This window comes from Burkholderia sp. Bp9015 (genome assembly GCF_003853505.1).
Lineage (GTDB): Bacteria > Pseudomonadota > Gammaproteobacteria > Burkholderiales > Burkholderiaceae > Burkholderia.
Window position 1 is genome coordinate 66,106 of record NZ_QTPZ01000029.1, and the last position, 18,581, is coordinate 84,686.

12 protein-coding genes are annotated in these 18,581 nt (G+C 69.5%); 5 read left to right on the top strand and 7 right to left on the bottom strand.

Annotation, left to right across the window (positions count from 1 at the left end):
- The first annotated feature begins 42 nt into the window (after positions 1 to 42).
- From DIE12_RS26930 to DIE12_RS26940, 3 genes are all read left to right on the top strand, one after another.
- The gene (locus DIE12_RS26930; protein ID WP_124522027.1) at positions 43 to 444 is read left to right on the top strand and encodes a hypothetical protein; all 402 of its coding nucleotides are present in this window, start codon (positions 43 to 45) and stop codon (positions 442 to 444) included.
- 247 nt (positions 445 to 691) lie between these two features.
- Positions 692 to 2,485: a nitrite/sulfite reductase gene (locus tag DIE12_RS26935; protein WP_124522029.1), complete on the top strand. Its 1,794-nt coding sequence runs from the start codon at positions 692 to 694 to the stop codon at positions 2,483 to 2,485.
- Positions 2,482 to 2,946: a DUF934 domain-containing protein gene (locus DIE12_RS26940; RefSeq protein ID WP_124522031.1), complete on the top strand. Its 465-nt coding sequence runs from the start codon at positions 2,482 to 2,484 to the stop codon at positions 2,944 to 2,946. Before DIE12_RS26935 ends, DIE12_RS26940 begins: the two co-directional genes overlap by 4 nt.
- A 73-nt stretch (positions 2,947 to 3,019) precedes the next feature.
- On the opposite strand, the gene DIE12_RS26945 is transcribed toward DIE12_RS26940, so the two are convergent.
- The 3 genes from DIE12_RS26945 to DIE12_RS26955 all read right to left on the bottom strand — a co-directional run bounded on the left by DIE12_RS26945 (position 3,020) and on the right by DIE12_RS26955 (position 8,201).
- Positions 3,020 to 4,297: a virulence factor family protein gene (locus DIE12_RS26945; protein WP_124522033.1), complete on the bottom strand. Its 1,278-nt coding sequence runs from the start codon at positions 4,295 to 4,297 to the stop codon at positions 3,020 to 3,022.
- Complete coding sequence (mprF, locus tag DIE12_RS26950; protein ID WP_124522035.1) at positions 4,294 to 6,888, bottom strand: bifunctional lysylphosphatidylglycerol flippase/synthetase MprF; 2,595 nt, start codon at positions 6,886 to 6,888, stop codon at positions 4,294 to 4,296. Before mprF ends, DIE12_RS26945 begins: the two co-directional genes overlap by 4 nt.
- Positions 6,889 to 7,262: 374 nt before the next feature.
- The gene (locus DIE12_RS26955) at positions 7,263 to 8,201 is read right to left on the bottom strand and encodes a LysR family transcriptional regulator (RefSeq protein ID WP_124522105.1); all 939 of its coding nucleotides are present in this window, start codon (positions 8,199 to 8,201) and stop codon (positions 7,263 to 7,265) included.
- 97 nt (positions 8,202 to 8,298) lie between these two features.
- Between DIE12_RS26955 and DIE12_RS26960 the strand changes: the two genes are divergently transcribed.
- A complete protein-coding gene (locus DIE12_RS26960; protein ID WP_124522036.1) occupies positions 8,299 to 8,739 on the top strand; it encodes a heme-binding protein in 441 nt (146 codons plus the stop codon).
- A gap of 4 nt (positions 8,740 to 8,743) precedes the next feature.
- Positions 8,744 to 9,520, top strand: coding sequence for an SDR family oxidoreductase (locus DIE12_RS26965; RefSeq protein WP_124484644.1), 777 nt, complete (start codon positions 8,744 to 8,746; stop codon positions 9,518 to 9,520).
- A 175-nt stretch (positions 9,521 to 9,695) separates the two neighbouring features.
- Here DIE12_RS26965 and DIE12_RS26970 read toward each other — a convergent pair whose 3' ends face one another.
- Genes DIE12_RS26970 through DIE12_RS26985 form a run of 4 tightly spaced genes read right to left on the bottom strand, consistent with a single transcriptional unit; the run spans position 9,696 to position 18,206 of the window.
- Positions 9,696 to 13,883 (bottom strand): bifunctional nitrate reductase/sulfite reductase flavoprotein subunit alpha, encoded by a 4,188-nt coding sequence (locus DIE12_RS26970; RefSeq protein WP_124522038.1) that lies wholly within the window; start codon positions 13,881 to 13,883, stop codon positions 9,696 to 9,698.
- Between the two features lie 16 nt (positions 13,884 to 13,899).
- Positions 13,900 to 14,247, bottom strand: coding sequence for a nitrite reductase small subunit NirD (gene nirD, locus DIE12_RS26975; RefSeq protein ID WP_124484642.1), 348 nt, complete (start codon positions 14,245 to 14,247; stop codon positions 13,900 to 13,902).
- A 38-nt stretch (positions 14,248 to 14,285) separates the two neighbouring features.
- Entirely contained in the window at positions 14,286 to 16,859 is a 2,574-nt protein-coding gene (gene nirB / locus DIE12_RS26980) for a nitrite reductase large subunit NirB (RefSeq protein ID WP_124522040.1), read from the bottom strand.
- Between the two features lie 21 nt (positions 16,860 to 16,880).
- Positions 16,881 to 18,206 (bottom strand): MFS transporter, encoded by a 1,326-nt coding sequence (locus tag DIE12_RS26985; RefSeq protein WP_124522042.1) that lies wholly within the window; start codon positions 18,204 to 18,206, stop codon positions 16,881 to 16,883.
- Positions 18,207 to 18,581: the final 375 nt, after the last annotated feature.

Consider the following 18,581-nt stretch of genomic DNA (forward strand, 5'->3'; position numbering starts at 1 on the left):
GCGGGTTACATTGCTGGTCCCGCCGCTCCTTCACGATTGCCCATGAGCCAACTGCCCTACCTCGATCACGACGCGTTGCTGAAACTGGCGGCCGAAGCGGCACACGTTACGCAGCCGTGCACGTGCACGAGAACCTCGCTCGCCGGCTGGACGACCCTGCCGCTGTCGCTGCAGGACACGCAACTGACCGAAGTGGCCACGCTTGCGCCGCCCGGCGAGACCGAGCCGACCTACGACGAATATCATCCGGCCGGCACGCGCTATGCGTCGGACGACGCGCCGATCGCACCGCGCCACTTTCCGTACAACCGCTGCAACGTCAGCCGCTGCGTATCGTGCGGCCGGCTTTATCTGCGCTATCAGGAAGGCGGCGGCTACTTCATCGACCAGCGCATCCGCGCGCTCGATCCGGCGTTGATCGTCGACGCACCGGCGCAAGCCTGAACCCGACGCGGGGCATGCGCAATGCATGCCCCGGCACACAACGGCGCGCTCCGCCGATCTGCTGCGTCCTTTCCATTTCGATCTGCGCCGTTTCCGCTCCGATCTGCTGCGCCGTTTCCGCTCCGATCTGCTGCTTGTCCCGCCGCCCCGCGTTCCCTACGCTGTCCCTGTTGCCCGACACCCGTCGCAACGTCCCCTCCCGAGCGGCGCGCGCCCCTGCGCCGCCGCTCCTCTCGCGTATCACGTCATGTACCGATATACCGATTTCGACCGGGCGCTCGTGCACAGCCGCGCCGCCCAGTTCCGCGACCAGCTCGAACGCTGGCAGCACGGCACGTTGAGCGAGGATGCGTTCCGGCCGTTGCGCCTGCAGAACGGCTGGTACGTGCAGCGCCATGCGCCGATGCTGCGCGTGGCCGTGCCGTACGGCGAACTGTCGAGCGGGCAGCTGCGCGTGCTCGCCCGTATCGCACGCGACTACGACGTGCCCGACGACGCCACCTACCGCGCCGCGTACGACGCGCAGGCGCAGCTCGGCACGCTGCGCCTGCCGACCCGCAACGCGCACTTCACGACCCGCACCAACGTGCAGTTCAACTGGATTCCGCTCGCGAAGGCGGCCGACGTGATGGACCTGCTCGCGACCGTCGACATGCACGGGATCCAGACGAGCGGCAATTGCATCCGCAACATTTCATGCGACGAGCGCGCGGGCGTCGCGCCGGACGAGATCGCCGATCCGCGCCCGTTCGCCGAGGTGATGCGCCAGTGGACGACGCTGCATCCGGAATTCGCGTTCCTGCCGCGCAAGTTCAAGATCGCGATCACCGGCGCGGCCGAGGACCGTGCGGCGACCGACTGGCACGACGTCGGGCTGAAACTCGTGCGCAACGACGCGGGCGAACTCGGCTTTCGCGTGAGCGCCGGCGGTGGCATGGGCCGCACGCCGCTGATCGCGACGCTGCTGCGCGCGTTCCTGCCGTGGCAGCAGGTGATGAACTACATCGAGGCGATCGTCCGCGTGTACAACCGCTACGGGCGGCGCGACAACAAGTACAAGGCGCGCATCAAGATCCTCGTGAAGAGCGAGGGACAGCGCTATATCGACGACGTCGAGGAAGAATTCCGCCAGATCGTCGAGCATGACGGCGGCCCGCACACGATCCCGCAGGCCGAGTTCGACCGCATCGCCGCATCGTTCGTGCCGCCGCGCCTCGCGCGCCGCACGCTCGACCCGCACGACCCGCACGACATCGAAGCGCGCATGGCCGCGCATGCCAGCCGCCATCCGGCCTTCGCGCGCTGGCTCGCGCGCAATGTCGCAGCGCATCGCGACCCGGCGCTGCGCATCGTCACGCTGTCGTTCAAGCGCCGCCTGCAGGCGCCCGGCGACGCGTCGCCCGAGCAGCTCGACGCGCTCGCCGAACTCGCCGAGCGCTTCTCGGCCGGCGAGGCACGCGTCACGCATACTCAGAACGTGGTGCTGCCGTGGGTGCACGTCGACGACCTGTTCCTGCTGTGGGAGCATGCGCGCGCGATCGGCCTTGCCAGCGCAAACGTCGGACTCCTGACCGACATGATCGCGTGCCCGGGCGGCGATTTCTGCGCGCTCGCGAACGCGCGCTCGATCCCGATCGCCGATGCGATCGCCGAGCGGTTCCAGGATCTCGACATGCTGCACGACGTCGGCGACATCGACCTGCACATCAGCGGCTGCATCAACTCCTGCGGCCATCATCACAGCGGGCACATCGGCATCCTCGGCGTCGACAAGGACGGCGCCGAGTGGTACCAGCTGACGCTCGGCGGTTCGGACGGCTCGAGCGCGAGCGGCCCCGCTCGGCCGGGCAAGGTGATCGGCCCGTCGTTCTCGGCGGACGAGATCGTCGATGTCGTCGACGCGCTCGTGAATGTCTATCTCGACGCGCGGCTCGACGCCGACGGCCGCAGCGAACGATTCATCGACACGGTGCGCCGCATCGGCGCCGAGCCCTTCAAGGCCGCGGCCAACGACGCCCGTCACCAGGCGAAGCACGCATGACACCGACCGACGCACACGCCAGCACGAACGTACGCATCCGGCTGCTGACGCCGGCCGAACACGCCGACGATACGAATGCGCCGGACACCGCGACCCGCACGATCCTGACGATCGGCAACGACGAGGAACTGCGGCCGCTCGCCGCTCGCATCGCGCAGGCCGCGCGCATCGACCTGCACTTCCCGTCCTTCACCGACGGCCGCGCATACAGCCAGGCGTATCTGCTGCGCAAGCGCTTCGGTTTCGCCGGCGACGTGCGGGCGACCGGCGACGTGCTGGTCGATCAGTTGCTGTTGATGGAGCGCACGGGGTTTTCGAGCGCAGTGCTCGGCGCCGATGCCGATCTGGCCGCCGCGCGCCGGCAGCTCGACCGGTTTCCCGGCTTCTATCAGCGCGATGCGAGAACGGCGGCGCCGCGGCAGGACGCGGCGCCGCAAGTCGAGACGCAAGCCGGGAAATGAAAACGGGCGGCCCGCAGGCCGCCCGTCCGATGAACCGCAAGCGCCGCGCCCGCCACTCAGCGGGCGCCGGCGTTCAGCGCGCCGCCACCGGCTTGCCGAACGCACCAAGGATCTTCTTCTCGAGCGCGATGTAGTCGTGGCCGAAGTGGTGGTCGCCGCCCGTCTTGATCACGTCGGCACCGGTGTTCGCGAGCGCCGGACACATCGTGTCCTTCTCTTCCGCGCCGTAGAAGCATTGCACGAGCTGCGGCGGCACCTTCGCGATTTCCGGCGCGACCTTCATCGCCTTGTCGCTCGCCGGCATCCCGAGCCAGCCCGTCACGCGGATCTGGAAATCCGCCGCCGGCGCGAAGCCGAGCAGCGACATCACCGCCACCTTGTCACGCAGGTCGGCCGGCAGCCGGTTGTACGCGAACGGCATCACGTCCGCGCCGAACGAGTAGCCGACCAACGCCACGCGGTTCGCATGCCAGCGCGCCATGTAGGTGCGCATCACGCGCGCCAGGTCGCGGCTCACCTGCGCAGGCGGCTTCTCGCTCCAGAAGTAGCGCAGGCTGTCGATGCCGACCACCGCCACGCCGTCGCGCTGCAGCGCCTCGGCGATCGTCTTGTCGAGATCGCGCCAGCCGCCGTCGCCCGAGATCACGATCGCGAGGCGGTCGCTGCCGCCCTTGGCCGGCAGCTCGACGAGCGGCAGGTCCGACACGTCGAGCTCGTCGGTGCTGCTGGTGTCGTGCAAGTGCGACGTGACGAGCGACACGAGCTTCGCGGTGTCGCCGGCCGCGGCCGTTTCGACGAAGCCCGGCATCGCGCGGCGCACGATCGTCGGATCGGGCGGGCACGGCTTGAAGCGCGCATCGAGCTTCGCCGCCGGCGCGACCGAAGCGACACCGGCGATCGTGTTCTCCGGCGCCATCGACAGGATCTGCTTCGCGATCGCGCCGCCCTGGCCCACGCCCGCGACGATCGGCGTGTAGTAACGCGCCGATTGCGCGAGGCGTTCGAGCTGGTGGCTGACCGCTTCGGCATCGCCGTCGAGGTGGTGACAGGTTTCCTGCTTCGCGGCGAGGTTCGCCGCATAGCGCTCCGAATCCACCCCGACCGTCATCGCGCCCGCTTTAGCGAGTGCGTCGGCCGCCTGCTGGTCCGCGGCGCCCCAGCCCCGCCCGCGCGAAAACAGGACGACGAAGCCGCGCAGCGGGCCGCCCGGCTTCGTCACGGTCACGGGGCCGTAGCGGCCGCCCGACACGGTTTCCGGTTGCGCCGCGGCCTGCGCCGCGAACGCCGCGCCGGCCAGCATCATTCCCGCGCAGGCGACTGCCGCCCGCGCGATACCCTTCTTCAACATCATGAACGCCGACCTCCAGCCAGCAGGGACAGATCCGCGAGCGTGACGAACACGCCGACCGAGCCCGAGGCCGCGAGATAGCGCGGCTCCCAGTGCGGCTCGAACTTGCTCTTGAATGCACGCAAGCCGCGGAAGTTGTAGAAGCGGCCGCCGAAGCGCCAGACCATCAGCCCGAACCGGTGCCACGGCGACGGCATCTTCGCCGCCCCCATCCCCGAGAACGGAGCGATGCCCAGGCTCAGCTTGCGGAACCCCGCTTCCTTCAGATGCAGCGCGAGCTGCGTAAACAGATACTCCATCGCATACGGCGACGCGTCCGGCAGATGACGCATCACGCCGACCGTCGCCTCGGTGTTGAGGTCGGTCGTCATGAACGTGACGAACGCGATCGGCTTGTCGGCCTGGCGCACGAGCATCACCGACTGCGTCGCGAGATAGCCGTCGTGGAACGCAGCCACCGAGAAGCTCTTCTCGCGCGCGTCGCGGCTGTCGAGCCAGCCGTCGGAGATGTCGCGCAGCGACGGCAGCGCGGCCGGCACGTCGCGCGGCGCGATCACCTCGACCGTCAGCGCGTCCTTGTCGCCGCGGCGCAGCGCATAGCGCAGGTGCGACCGGTTCGAACCCTTCAGGTCGAAGCGGTCGAGCGCGATATGCGCTTCCTCGCCGAGCTTCATCAGCGTGAGCCCCGCGTCGAGATACAGCGGCAGCGCGTTCGCGCGCACCTGGTAGAACGCCGCGCGGCCGCTGTGCGCGTGCGCCAGCGCGATGAACTTGCCGATCAGCGCCGGCCATTCCTCGCGCGGGCCGACCGGATCGTGCAGCGCGGCCCACGTGCGGCCGTTCTTCGCATACATCAGGAACGCGCGGCGCGATTCGGAGAACAGGAACGACTTGTCGCCCATCAGCGCGAGGCCCGCATCGCTGCACTCCTGCGCGCGGATGATCTGCTCCGCATCGATCAGGTCCTGCTCGGCGGGCTTCACGAAACGCCCGGGCGCCGGCCGCAGCAGTTGCCACAGCGCGAACATCGCGACGAACACGCCGGCCGCCAGCGTCGCGCGCAGTGCCCGCGGCGCGCGCTCGTCGAACGCGAAATGCGACCACAGATCGCGCGTGTAAGGCACGTCGCGGAACGCGAAGCACAGCACCCACACGGCGAGCACGAGCACCATCGTCACCGACACGAACCAGCTCACCGTAAAGCGCTCGGCGAGCAGCGACGAATGCCGGTTGAAGCGGCGGCGGCTGACGAGCAGCAGCACCAGCAGCGTGCCGAGCACGCCGGCCTCGACGAACGCGAGGCCCTTGGCCAGCGACAGCGCGAGGCTCGCGAGCGTCAGCGCGAAAGTCATCCACCATGCGCCGTCGAGCCGGCGCAACAGCCCGCGCGCGACGAACAGCAACGCGACGCCCAGCACGCTGCAGATCACCTGCGAGCCTTCGAGCACCCACAGCGGCACGATGTTGCGCAGGATCGCGATCCGGTGCCAGAACGCGGGCGTCGCGCTCGAGATCACCAGCATCCCGCCGACCGCGAAGGTCACGAGGCTCAGGAACAGCGGCGCCAGCTGCGACACGCGCGCGGCCTGCCGCGTCACGAGCCGGCGGCGCAGCGCGCGGCCCTCGAACCCGGCCAGCAGGCCGGCCGACAGCACGAGCGGCACGCCGAAGTAGATCGCGCGATAGGCGATCAGCGCGGCGACCATCGCGTGCGCCGGCACTTCGCGGCCCAGCGTGAAGACCATCGCGGCCTCGAACACGCCGATCCCGCCCGGCGTATGGCCGATCATCCCGAGCAGCAGCGCGGCCGCGTACACGGTGATGAAAGTCGGCAAGCCGACTGGAGCGGCCGGCAGCAGCACCCACAGCGTCAGGCCCGCGGCCACGACGTCGAGCACCGCATAAACGACCTGGGCGACGAGGTCGCGCCGCGCCGGCACGTCGAACGCGAGCCATTTGAAGCGCGTGACGACCGGGCGCGCGGTGCTGCCGCACAGCATCGTCATGACGGCCAGCACCACGAGCAGCGCGGCGCCGCTCCACGTCAGCACGCCGGGCGCGACATGCAGCATCGCGGCGAGCGTCTGCGGCACGCAGACCATGCCGACCGCCGTCATCAGCACCAGTGCGAGTGCGAGCGTGCCGCTGGTGAAGACGGTCATCCGGCCGATCTGCGCGGGGGTGACGCCCGACACGCCGTACACGCGCGCGCGCACGGCGCCGCCCGTCAGCGCGCCGAAGCCGGTTGCATTGCCGAGCGCGGAGCCGGCGATCGCGCCGATCCACAGCGCGGCGCGCGGCACTTTCGCGGCGACGTAGCGCAGGCCGACCGCATCGCGGGCGACGAGCGCGAGATAGCTGAGGGCCGTCGCGGCCAGCGACGCGCCCCACTCGCCCACGGACAGGTGGCGCAGTTGGCGGATCACCGAGCGGTAGTCGACGGATTCGGACAGGTGCTGGAACACCACGATCAGCAGCAGGCCGATGCCGAGCGCGAGCAGCGGCGACAGCACGCGCTCATTGCGGATCAGCGTCGCGACACGGGCGATCGCTGCCGCGGCACGGCCGGGCTGGCCAGGGTGGCGGGAAGACATAGAGTGTTCAGTGGTGGTGCGTAGCTTGTCGCGGCGCAGGGTGGCCTCGCGGCGACGAATCTGGTTGTTCTGCGTGGGCGGTCGGCCTGGGACGAAGCCAGGCGGCGCCTGAATCAGAAATTACGAGTATACGGATTTTATATTACAGAATCTTTCGATCCCGTACTGAGCGGTTCGGGCGCGGCGGTCGCATCAACGACGCGTCAAATTCATGCGCAAGGTGCGCATCATACCGGGAACCGCCGGGAATTTTTCATCGAATGAATGACTTGCGACGCTTTTGGGAGAAATTCTCCCGGCCCGACCGAGCCCGCGAGAGCAAACCCGCGACCGGCGCGGGATTCGGGGAATGGGGACGGATTCCCGTGCCCGCCTCACCGGCCCTTTGTCGCGCCGTCATCGTGCCAGTCGGCGCCGGCCCGCTCCCGCAGTATGTCGATGAATGCGCGCAGCTTCGCCGGCACGTGCTTGCGATTCACGTAATAGAGCCACATCGGCGGCAGCGTCCGGCACGCGCCCGGCAGCACCTCGACGAGCGTGCCGTCGCGCAGGTCCGCGTCGATGCGCTCGCGCATGAACGCGAACGCGATGCCGACGCCCTCGCGCGCGGCATCGATCACCGCATCCGCGTCGTTCGTCACGAGCACGCCTTCCGGGTCGAGATCGACGTCGTGACGCCCGTCGCGCAGCAGCCACTTGTGCAGGCGCCCGCTCTCGGAGAACCGGAACCGGATGCACGCATGGCGCGCCAGCTCGGCGATCGACGCGGGCGTGCCGTGCCGCGCCAGATAGCCGGGTGATGCGACCAGCGCGCAGGTCAGCGCGGGTGCGATCCGCACACCGATCATGCCGGGCTGCAGCCGGTCGGCAAGACGAATCCCCGCGTCGAAACCCTCCTTCGCGATATCGACCAGCTCGTTCTCGTAGCGGATTTCGAGCCGGACCCTCGGATAGCGCGCGCGGAACGCGGCCAGTATCGGCGCGATCACGAGCGAACGCGCGAGCGGCAGCGCCGTGACGCGCAGCAGCCCGCCCGGCTCGCTGCGCACCTCCTTCAGCGCGTCGCGCGCCTGCATGACCTGCCGGTACGCAGGCTCCGTCTGCTGCCGGTAATGCTGGCCGGCTTCGGTCAGGCTCACGCCGCGCGTGCTGCGGTTGAACAGCTTCACGTTCAGTTCGCCTTCGAGCTGGCCGATCGCAAGGCTGACGGCAGCCGGCGTCAGGCCGAGCGCGGCGGCAGCACGCGTGAAGTTGCCGGCCGTCGCGACCGTCATGAACACGTGCAGCCCGGCCATCGGATCGCGTCTGCTCATCATTAAAAAAACTTGAAACTCCTTCGAGTGGAATGCCGATTCTCCCATATACAAGAACTACCTACACTGGCCCCGTCGTCTTCCACCGGAGCATCGAATGAATCCGCATCACAGCCCCGCCCTGCCGCTCGCAGCCGTCCGGCAGACGATCGAAGCCGCGCTCGCGCAGGCCGCGTCGCTGCAGGTCGCCGGTGTGTCGATCGCGATCGTCGACGCCGGCGCGAACCTGCTCGCATTCATCCGCACCGACGATTGCTTTCTCGGTGCGATCTACCTCGCGCAACGCAAGGCGCTGACGGCGATCCGCTTCCGCGCATCGACCGCCGCGCTCGGCGCGATGTCCGGCGACGGCCCGCTGCGCGGGATCGAGCACAGCCACGGCGGGCTCGTCACGTTCGGCGGCGGCGAGCCGCTCGTCGACGGCGACGGGCGCTGCGTCGGCGCGATCGGCATATCGGGCGGCAGCGTCGAGCAGGACGACGCGATCGCGCGGCATTGCCGCGATCGCTTTCACGCAACCTTTCCCACCTCGAGGTAAGCACATGGCACAGAAACGCATCCTCATCACCGGCGCGGGCAGCGGCTTCGGCCGCGAAGTCGCGCTGCGGCTCGCACAACACGGTCACGCGGTCACGGCCGGCGTCCGCACGACCGCCGAGATCGACGCGCTGACGGACGCCGCCGCGCAGCGCGGCACCGCACTGCGCGCGGTGAAGCTCGACGTGACTTCGGCCTACGACCGCGCCCGCGCGGCCGAATTCGAAGTCGACGTGCTCGTGAACAACGCGGGCGTCGGCGAAGCCGGCGCGCTGGTCGACCTGCCGGTCGAGATCGTGCGCGAGCTGTTCGACGTCAACCTGTTCGGGCCGCTCGAACTCACGCAGCAGATCGCCCGCGGCATGCTCGCGCGCGGGCACGGCAAGATCGTGTTCGTGTCGTCGATCGCGGGGTTGATCACGGGGCCGTTCACGGGCGCCTATTGCGCGTCGAAGCACGCGGTCGAATCGGTCGCCGAGGCGATGCACGCGGAGCTGGCGCCGCACGGCATCCGTGTCGCGGTCGTGAACCCGGGCCCGTACAGCACCGGCTTCAACGACCGCATGATGGAAACGCCACGGCGCTGGCGCGATCCGGCCGTTCACACCGTGACGCCCGAGCGGCTGACCTTCCCGCTCGAGCAGCACGATCCGGAGGAAATGATCGCGAAGATGGTCGACGTGATCGAAAACGACGGCGGCGCATTCCGCAACCTGCTGCCGCAGTCGTCGGAAGCGTTCGTGCGCGCCGAGCAGGCGCGCGCGTGGGACCGGCAGCAGTGACGCAGGCCGGCGTCGGCAGGCGGGTCACGCAGGAACGCCCTGCCCGCCGCCCGGCCTGTCGCGTACGACGTTCGCCGTCGATGACCTTCCCGACGGCGCGAACCGTCGCGGGTCAATGCGTCGCCGAAGCCGGGCCCGCAACCGGGCGGGCCGCGTCGAGCCGCGCCGAGCGCGCTCAGTACACGTCCCGCATGTAGCGCCGCGCCTTCGAGAGCTTCGCGACGTAGTCGTTCGCGGCTTCGTCCGACATCCCGCCGTGCTCGGCGACGACCGCCTTCAGCGCGGTATCGACGTCCTTGGCCATCCGCGCGGCGTCGCCGCACACGTAGAAGTGCGCGCCTTCCTCCAGCCACTTGTACAGCTCGGCGCCCTGCTCGCGCATCCGGTCCTGCACGTAGATCTTGTCGGCCTGGTCGCGCGAGAACGCGAGATCGAGCCGCGTCAGGAAGCCGCTGTCGCGCATCGCGCTCAGTTCGTCGCCGTAGTAGAAGTCGGTCTGCGCATGCTGCTCGCCGAAGAACAGCCAGTTGCGGCCGCGCGCGCCGCGCGCCTGCCGCTCGTGCAGGAAGCCGCGGAACGGCGCGACGCCGGTGCCGGGCCCGACCATCACGACCGGCACGTCGCCGTTCACCGGCGGCCGGAAATGCGCGGACTTCTGCACGAACACCGGCACGCGGCCGTCGTCCGCGCGATCGGCGAGGAACGTCGACGCGACGCCTTTGCGCGCGCGGCGGCCATTGTGATAACGCACGGCCGACACCGTCAGGTGAATCTCGCCCGGGTGCGCGCTCGGGCTCGACGCGATCGAATACAGGCGCGGCTGCAGCCGCTTCAGCATCCCGACCAGCTCCGCGCCCGACAGCTCGACCGGGAATTCGTGCAGCACGTCCGCGAGCTGTTGCCCCCACAACCATTGCTTCAGGTCGGCCTTGCGATCGTCGCCGAGCAGCGCCTTCAGCGCGCCGTTCGCGCTACGCGACGCGATGAACGCGAGCGTGTCGGGATGCGGGCGCGTGATGTCGAAGTGGCGCGCCAGCGCATCGCCGAGCCGCATGTCGCCGACGCCCGCGACCGACACGGGGGCGTCGGCCTTCAGCGCGGTGACCGACAGCAGCTCGTCGACCAGCTCCGGGCAGTTGGTCGGCCACACGCCGAGCGCGTCGCCGGTTTCGTATTCGAGGTTCGCGCCTTCGGTCGACAGCGACACGTAGCGCGTGTCCTTCGCGGCGCCCGGCCGGTTGAGCCGCAGGTTCGCGACGAGCTTCGACGGCGCCGGATGCGCCTTGGTCGGCAGCAGCCCCGACGCGCTCATCCCGGCGGTCGGCACCGCATGCAGCGCCGCATCCGCCTCCTTGATCCGGGCGACCACGCGCTCGAGCCACTGGTCGGCATCGCGCTGGAACTCGACGTCGCAATCGACGCGCGCGCACAGGCGCGCCGCGCCGAGTTCAGCGAGCCTCGCATCGAGCCGGCGGCCGTGCCCGCAGAACTGGTCGTAGTTGCGATCGCCGAACGCGAGTACCGCGAAGTGCACGCCGTCGAGGCGCGCGGCGCTGCCGGCCCGCAGCGCGTCCCAGAACTCGCTGCCGTTGTCGGGCGCGTCGCCGTCGCCGAACGTGCTCGTCATCAGCAGCACGTATTGCGCGCCGGCCAGCGACGCGACCGGATAGTCGGACATGCACGCGGTGCGGATCTCGAAGCCGGCGTTCATCAGCTGCGTCGCGTAGTCCTCGGTCAGCGATTCGATGTTGCCGGTCTGCGACGCCCACAGCAGCACGACCTTCGGGCGCGTGCGCACGATCCGCACGCCGCCCGGCGCGGCGGCCTCGGTCGGCAGTGCGGGCACAGCGCCTTGCGCGGTGTGGGCCGGCATCGCGCGGCTGAACAGCCCCGCCAGCATCCCGTCGAGCCAGAACCGCACCGGCGGCGTGAGCGGCGCGCCGGCCGGCAGCACCGGCACGCCGCCGTCGCGCCGGCCGGCGCTCGCCTTCAGCCCGCTGACGAGGCCGGCCACGTACAGGCGCTCCGCGTCGGTGAGCGGCGGCGGCGCGAGATCGGCCACGCCGAGCGCGGCCGCGAAAGTGTCGAGGTCTGCCATGTCGGATTCCTGTGAAGCCGTGATCTGCACCGCCGCCGGCACGGGCCGCGCGTCGCCGGCGGCGGCATCGGGTCGCGCCGTGTCGTCGGCGGCGGACGCGAACGCGTCCGTGTCGACGCGCGCGAGCGCGACCGCGCAATACTTCAGTTCGGGTTGCTGCGATTCCGGATCGATCGCGTCGTTCGTCACCGCGTTGATGCACAGGTCGTCGCCGTACACGTCGTTCCAGTGCATCGGCGCGAAGCAGTTGCCGCGCTGCACGCGCTCGGTCACGACGGCCGGCAGCACGGCGCGGCCGCGCGCCGAGCGAATCTCGACGCTGTCCTGCATGGCGATGCCGAGCGCGCTCGCGTCGTCCGGATGCAGTTCGACGAACGGGCGCGGATTGAGCTTGTTCAGCATCGCGACCTTGCCCGTCTTCGTCATCGTGTGCCATTGATGCTGCAGCCGGCCGGTGTTCAGCACGATCGGGAACGTATCGTCCGGCAGCTCGGCCGGATCGACGTGCGGCCGAGCGAAAAAGCGCGCCTTGCCCGACGGCGTCGGGAACGCGAGGCGCGGCGCAGCGCCGCCGTCGGCTGCCGCGCGCGGCGTCTGGCTCACGCCGTCGTTCAGGTAGCGGACCGGGTGCCGCTCGCGCGCGGTGCCCGGCGCGACCGGCCATTGCACCGGGCCCTCGCGCAGCGCCGCATGGCTCGCGCCGCGCAGGTCGTAGCCGGTCGCCGGATTCGAAAAGCGCACGATCTCGTCGAACACGTCGGCCGCCGACGCATAGTCGAACGCATCGCCGAAACCCATCTCGCGCGCGACTTCCGCGACGATGCGCCAGTCCGGCAGCGCGTCGCCGGGCGGCGCAACCGCGGCGCGCATCAGCGTCATGTTGCGTTCGGAGTTGATCATCACGCCGTCGCCCTCGGCCCACAGCGCGCCGGGCAGCAGGATGTCCGCGTAGCGGTTGGTCTCGGTGTCGAGGAATGCGTCCTGCGCGATCACGAGCTCCGCGGCCTGCAGCCCGGCGATCACGTTCTGCCGGTTCGGCACGGTCGCGACCGGATTCGTGCAGACGATCCAGCACGCCTTGATGTCGCCGGCCGCCATCCGTTCGAACAGGTCGACGGTGCCGCGGCCGGCGTCCTTGCGCAGCGTGCCGGCCGGCACGCGCCACAGGTGTTCGACGAAGCGCCGGTCGTCGTCGGACAGCACCGAGCGCTGGCCCGGCAGCCCGGGCCCCATGTAGCCCATCTCGCGCCCGCCCATCGCGTTCGGCTGGCCGGTCAGCGAGAACGGCCCGCTGCCAGGCCGGCAGATCGTGCCCGTCGCGAGATGCAGGTTGCAGATCGCGTTGGTGTTCCACACGCCGTGCGTGCTCTGGTTGAGACCCATCGTCCAGCAGCTCATCCATTCCTGCGCGTCGCCGATCCATTGCGCGGCCGTGCGGATGTCGGCTTCGGCGAGGCCAGTGATTTCGGCGACGCGTTCGGGCGTGTAGTCGGCGAGGAACGCGGGCATCGCGTCCCAGCCTTCGGTGTACGCATCGATGAACGCGGCATCGATGCGGCCGTTCGCATGCAGCAGGTGCAGCAATCCGTTCGTCAGCGCGAGATCGGTGCCCGGCCGGATCTGCAGGAACAGGTCGGCCTTGTCGGCGGTGCCGGTGCGGCGCGGATCGACGACGATCAGCTTCGCGCCGGCCTTCACGCGATCCATCATCCGCAGGAACAGGATCGGGTGGCAGTCGGCCATGTTCGCGCCGATCACGAAGAACAGGTTCGCGCGATCGAAGTCCTGGTACGAGCCGGGCGGGCCGTCCGCGCCGAGCGACTGCTTGTAGCCGGTGCCCGCGCTCGCCATGCACAGGCGCGAGTTCGACTCGATGTTGTTGGTGCCGACGAAGCCCTTCGCGAGCTTGTTCACGAGGTATTGCGCCTCGATCGACATCTGCCCCGACACGTAGAACGACAGCGCGTCGGGCCCGTGCGCGTCGAGCACCGCGCGCAGCCGCCGCGCGGTCTCGGCGATCGCGTCGCGGGCCGGCAGCGGCACGAGGTCGTCCTCGCGCGCGCGCCGCACGAACGCGCGGTCGAGCCGCCCCGAGCGGCGCAGCGCGACATGCGCCGACGAACCCTTCGTGCACAGCCGTCCGAAGTTGGCCGGATGGTCGGAGTCGCCCGATACCTTGACGACTTCGTCATCCTCGACGTGCAGCACCATCCCGCAGCCGACGCCGCAGTACGGGCACACGCTCTTGACGGGGGTGGCGCTCATGCGTGCTCCGGGGCGTTCAGGCGGCGATCCATACGAAGCCGTCCTCGACCCGCGACGGATACGCGTTCACCGACTGCTCGGGCGCTTCGAGGCATTCGCCGGTCCGCAGGTCGAAATGCTGCTTGTACAGCGGCGACGCAACCACCACGCGCTCGCCGAGGCTGCCGATCAGCCCGCGCGACATCACCGCCGCCTGCGACACCGGGTCGACGTTGTCGATCGCGAACACGCCGCCTGCTTCGGCATGCGCGACGTGAAAAACCGCGACCTGCTCGCCGTTGACGAGCGCGCACACGCCGGTGTTCGGCACGATGTCGTCGAGCGGGCACACGCGGGTCCAGGACAGGGGATGACGATCGTTCATGATGGGCTCCTTGGAAAAGACGCTGGTGTCGGTCGAAGTCACACGGTGGCGGGTTCGGCGACGACGGGAATCGCAACGGGCCTGCCGCCCGCGCGCTCGGCCGGCGTGGCAGGCCGGATCTGGCCGCGCGTCTCGACGAATGCGATGGTCGTGTCCGGCGCGTCGCTGTTCACGAAGTGGCGGAAGCGCTTGCGCGTGTCCGGGTCTGTGACGGCCTTCTTCCATTCGCATTCGTAGGTGTCGACCACGTGCTGCATGTCGGCCTCGAGTTCGGCCGCGATCCCGAGCTTGTCGTGCACGACGACGTCGGTCAGGTAGTCGAGCCCGCCTTCGAGGTTGTCGCGCCACACGCTGGTGCGCTGCAGCCGGTCGGCGGTGCGCACGTAGAACATCAGGAAGCGGTCGATGTAGCGGATCAGCGTGGCGCGGTCGAGGTCGGACGCGAGCAGTTCCGCGTGGCGCGGCTTCATCCCGCCGTTGCCGCACACGTACAGGTTCCAGCCCTTCTCGGTCGCGATGATCCCGACGTCCTTGCCTTGCGCTTCCGCGCACTCGCGCGTGCAGCCCGATACGCCGAACTTGATCTTGTGCGGCGCGCGCAGGCCCTTGTAGCGGTTCTCGAGGTCGATCGCGAGGCCGACCGAATCGTCGACGCCGTAGCGGCACCACGTCGAGCCGACGCACGACTTCACGGTACGAAGCGCCTTGCCGTACGCATGCCCCGATTCGAAGCCGGCCGCGATCAGTTCCTCCCAGATCGACGGCAGCTGCTCGACGCGCGCGCCGAACAGGTCGACGCGCTGGCCGCCGGTGATCTTCGTATAGAGCCCGTACTTCTTCGCGACCTGGCCCACCGCGATCAGCCCTTCCGGCGTCACCTCGCCGCCCGGCATGCGCGGCACGACCGAGTACGTGCCGTCGCGCTGGATGTTCGCGAGGTAGTAGTCGTTCGAATCCTGCAGCCCCGCATGCTCCTTCTTCAGCACGAACTCGTTGAAGCACGACGCGAGGATGCCCGCCACCGCCGGCTTGCACACGTCGCAGCCGAGCCCGTGGCCGTGCTTCGCGAGCAGTGCGTCGAAGGTCGTGATGCGCTCGACGCGGATCAGGTGGAACAGCTCCTGGCGCGAATACGGGAAGTGCTCGCACAGATGGTTGTTGACCGCGAGGCCCTGCTTCTTCATCTCGGCCTTCATGATCTGCGTGACGAGCGGCACGCAGCCGCCGCACGACGTGCCCGCGCCCGTGCACGACTTCAGTGCGCCCAGGCTCGTCGCGCCGTCGGCCACCGCCGCGCAGATCTGCGACTTCGACACGTTGTTGCACGAGCAGATCTGCGCGCCGTCCGGCAATGCGTCGACGCCGATCGCGGGCTTCGCCGCGCCGTCCGACGACGGCAGGATCAGGAATTCCGGCGACTCGGGCAGCTCGATGCGGTTCAGCATCATCTGCAGCAGCGTGCCGTATTCGGTCGCGTCGCCAACCATCACCGCGCCGTGCAGGAACTTGCCGCAGTCCGATACCACCAGCTTCTTGTAGACCTGGCGGCGCTCGTCCGCGTACTGGTAGGTGCGGCTGCCGGCCGTCGCGCCGTGCGCGTCGCCGATGCTCGCGACGTCGACGCCCATCAGCTTCAGCTTGGTGCTCATGTCGGCGCCGGCGAATGCGGCGTCGGCCGCTTCTTCCGGGGCACCGCCGAGCTGCTTCGCGACCACGCGCGCCATGTCGTAGCCCGGTGCGACGAGCCCGTACACCATCCCGTTCCAGGCCGCGCATTCGCCGATCGCGTAGATGTCGGCGTCGCTCGTGCGGCACGCGTCGTCGATCGCGACGCCGCCGCGCGGGCCGATTTCGAGGCCGCACGCACGCGCCAGTTCGTCGCGTGCGCGGATGCCGGCCGAGAACACGATCATGTCGGCATCGAGATGCGAACCGTCGGCGAACGCCATCCGGTGCGTGCCTTCTTCGCCGTCGACGATTTCGAGCGTGTTCTTGCCCGTATGCACGGTCACGCCGAGCGCCTCGATCTTCGCGCGCAGCATCCGGCCGCCGCCGTCGTCGACCTGCACCGCCATCAGCCGCGGCGCGAATTCGACGACGTGCGTGTCGAGCCCCATGTCGCGCAGCGCCTTCGCGCATTCGAGGCCGAGCAGCCCGCCGCCGATCACCACGCCACGCTTCGCGTGCGTGCCGCACGCCTGCATCGCTTCGAGATCCTCGATCGTCCGGTACACGAAGCAGCCCGCGCGATCGCGCCCCGGCACCGGCGGCACGAACGGACGCGAGCCCGTCGCGAGCACCAGCTTGTCGTACGCGAGCGTTTCGCCGGACGCGAGCGTGACCGTGTGCGCGGCACGGTCGATCGATGCGACCCGGGCGTTCAGCCGCAGGTCGAACTGCGGATGACGCTCGAAGAAGCCGGGTTCGACGAGCGACAGGTCGTCGGCCGACTTGCCCGCGAAGAATTCCGACAGGTGCACGCGGTCGTACGCCGGACGCGGTTCCTCGCCGAGCACCGTGACCTGCAGCGCGCCCGCCGCGCCGGCTTGCGCGGCGACGCATTCGAGGAGCTTGTGGCCGACCATCCCGTGGCCGATGACGATGAGTTTCATGATGACGTTTCCTTCGGTCGATCAGTTCGCGGCGCCGGCGGCGGCGAGCGCGCGGTCACGCAGCTCGGCCTCGCGTGCCTTGTGTTCCTCGCTGAAGCGCACGGCCATCGCGCACAGCGCGGTCGCGGTGACGGCGAGCCCGAGCAGGCTCAGCGTGTGCTGCACGTCGCCGACGCCCTTCAGCAGGAACGCCGCGGCCACCGCGCCGACGTTGCCGCCCGCGCCGACGATCCCCGCGACGCCGCCGAGCGCCTTGCGGTCGATGAACGGCACCAGCGCATAGGTCGCGCCGCAAGCCATGTGCGTGAAGAGGCCGAAGGTCAGCATCGCGACGAGCGCCATGCCGATGCCCTGCGCATGCGAGAACCAGACCAGCCCGAGCCCTTCGCCGACGATCAGCGCGCACAGCAGCGTCGCGCGCACGTCGAGGCTGCGGCGCGCGGCGATCTTGTCGGACAGCCAGCCGCCGAGCGCGCGGGCGAACAGCGCGAGCAGCCCGAACATCCCGACCGCGAAGCCCGCGTCCTTCAGCGACAGCTTGAAGTGATCGACGTAGTACAGCGCGGCGATGTTGTGGATGAACACCTCGACGCCGAAGCACGCGCCGTACGTGACGAACAGCATCCACACACGATAGTTGCCGCACGCGGCGAAGAAGCTCGCCCAGCCGCCCTTCTTGCCGCTGTCGACCGTCACGCCCTGCTTGCGCAGCGCGACGAAGTCGCCTTGCGGGCAGTCTTGCGTGAAGCGCCAGTACGCCCAGGCCATCGCGAGCATCGCGACGCCCGGCACGACGAGCGCGATGCGCCACGACGCGTCGTCGCCGAAGCCGAGCATCAGGCCGGCCGCTACGAGCAGCGGCATCATCGCCTGCGTCGCGCCCGCGCCCGCGTTGCCCCAGCCGGCGGTGGTCGCGTTCGCGGTGCCGACCACGTTCGGCGCGAACATCACCGACGTGTGGTACTGCGTGATCACGAAGCCCGCGCCGATCGCGCCGATGCCGAGCCGGCAGATCAGGAACGTCACATAGTCGTGCGAGAACGACACCGCGAACACCGGAATCGCGCCGAGCGCGAGCAGCCCGACATACACGCGGCGCGGGCCGAAGCGGTCGCACATCGGGCCGACCAGCAGCCGCACGGCGATCGTCGCGGCCACCGCGGCGATGTTGATGTTCGCGACCTGTGCCGCGGTGAGATGGAACTCGCGTGCAATCAGCGGCATCAGCGGCGCGCATGCGAACCACGCGAAGAAGCATACGAAGAACGCCATCCACGTCATGTGGAACGCGCGCATCGGCGCGGTGCGGAAGCTGAAGAGATCGATACGGGTAGCTTTGTCGGTCATGTCATCCGCCAAACGAAAAACGGCGTCCTGCACACCCGGTCTCGTCGAGACCCGATGTGTAGGACGCCGTTGCCCATGAAGCCCGTTTCCGGGCGCGTCGGTAATCGGTACTGCGGACGAATCGCCATTGACCCGCCCGAGCCAGCTTACGCAAACGCCGTGCCATATCGGCCCGAATCGCACCTGCAGCCCCGCCGCACAAGGCTCGCCGGCCGTTGCACGCGTCGCTGCACGACGCCGCGCATGATGCGTCGGGATGCAGCGAGGCACAGATACGGTGCGCTGCAGCACTGTCGCCGTGCGACATCGCGGTGCGCGTGGACGGGGCCGCGATGCACGCCGATGCGGCATCGCGTGCGCCGCGGCCCCGCGGCC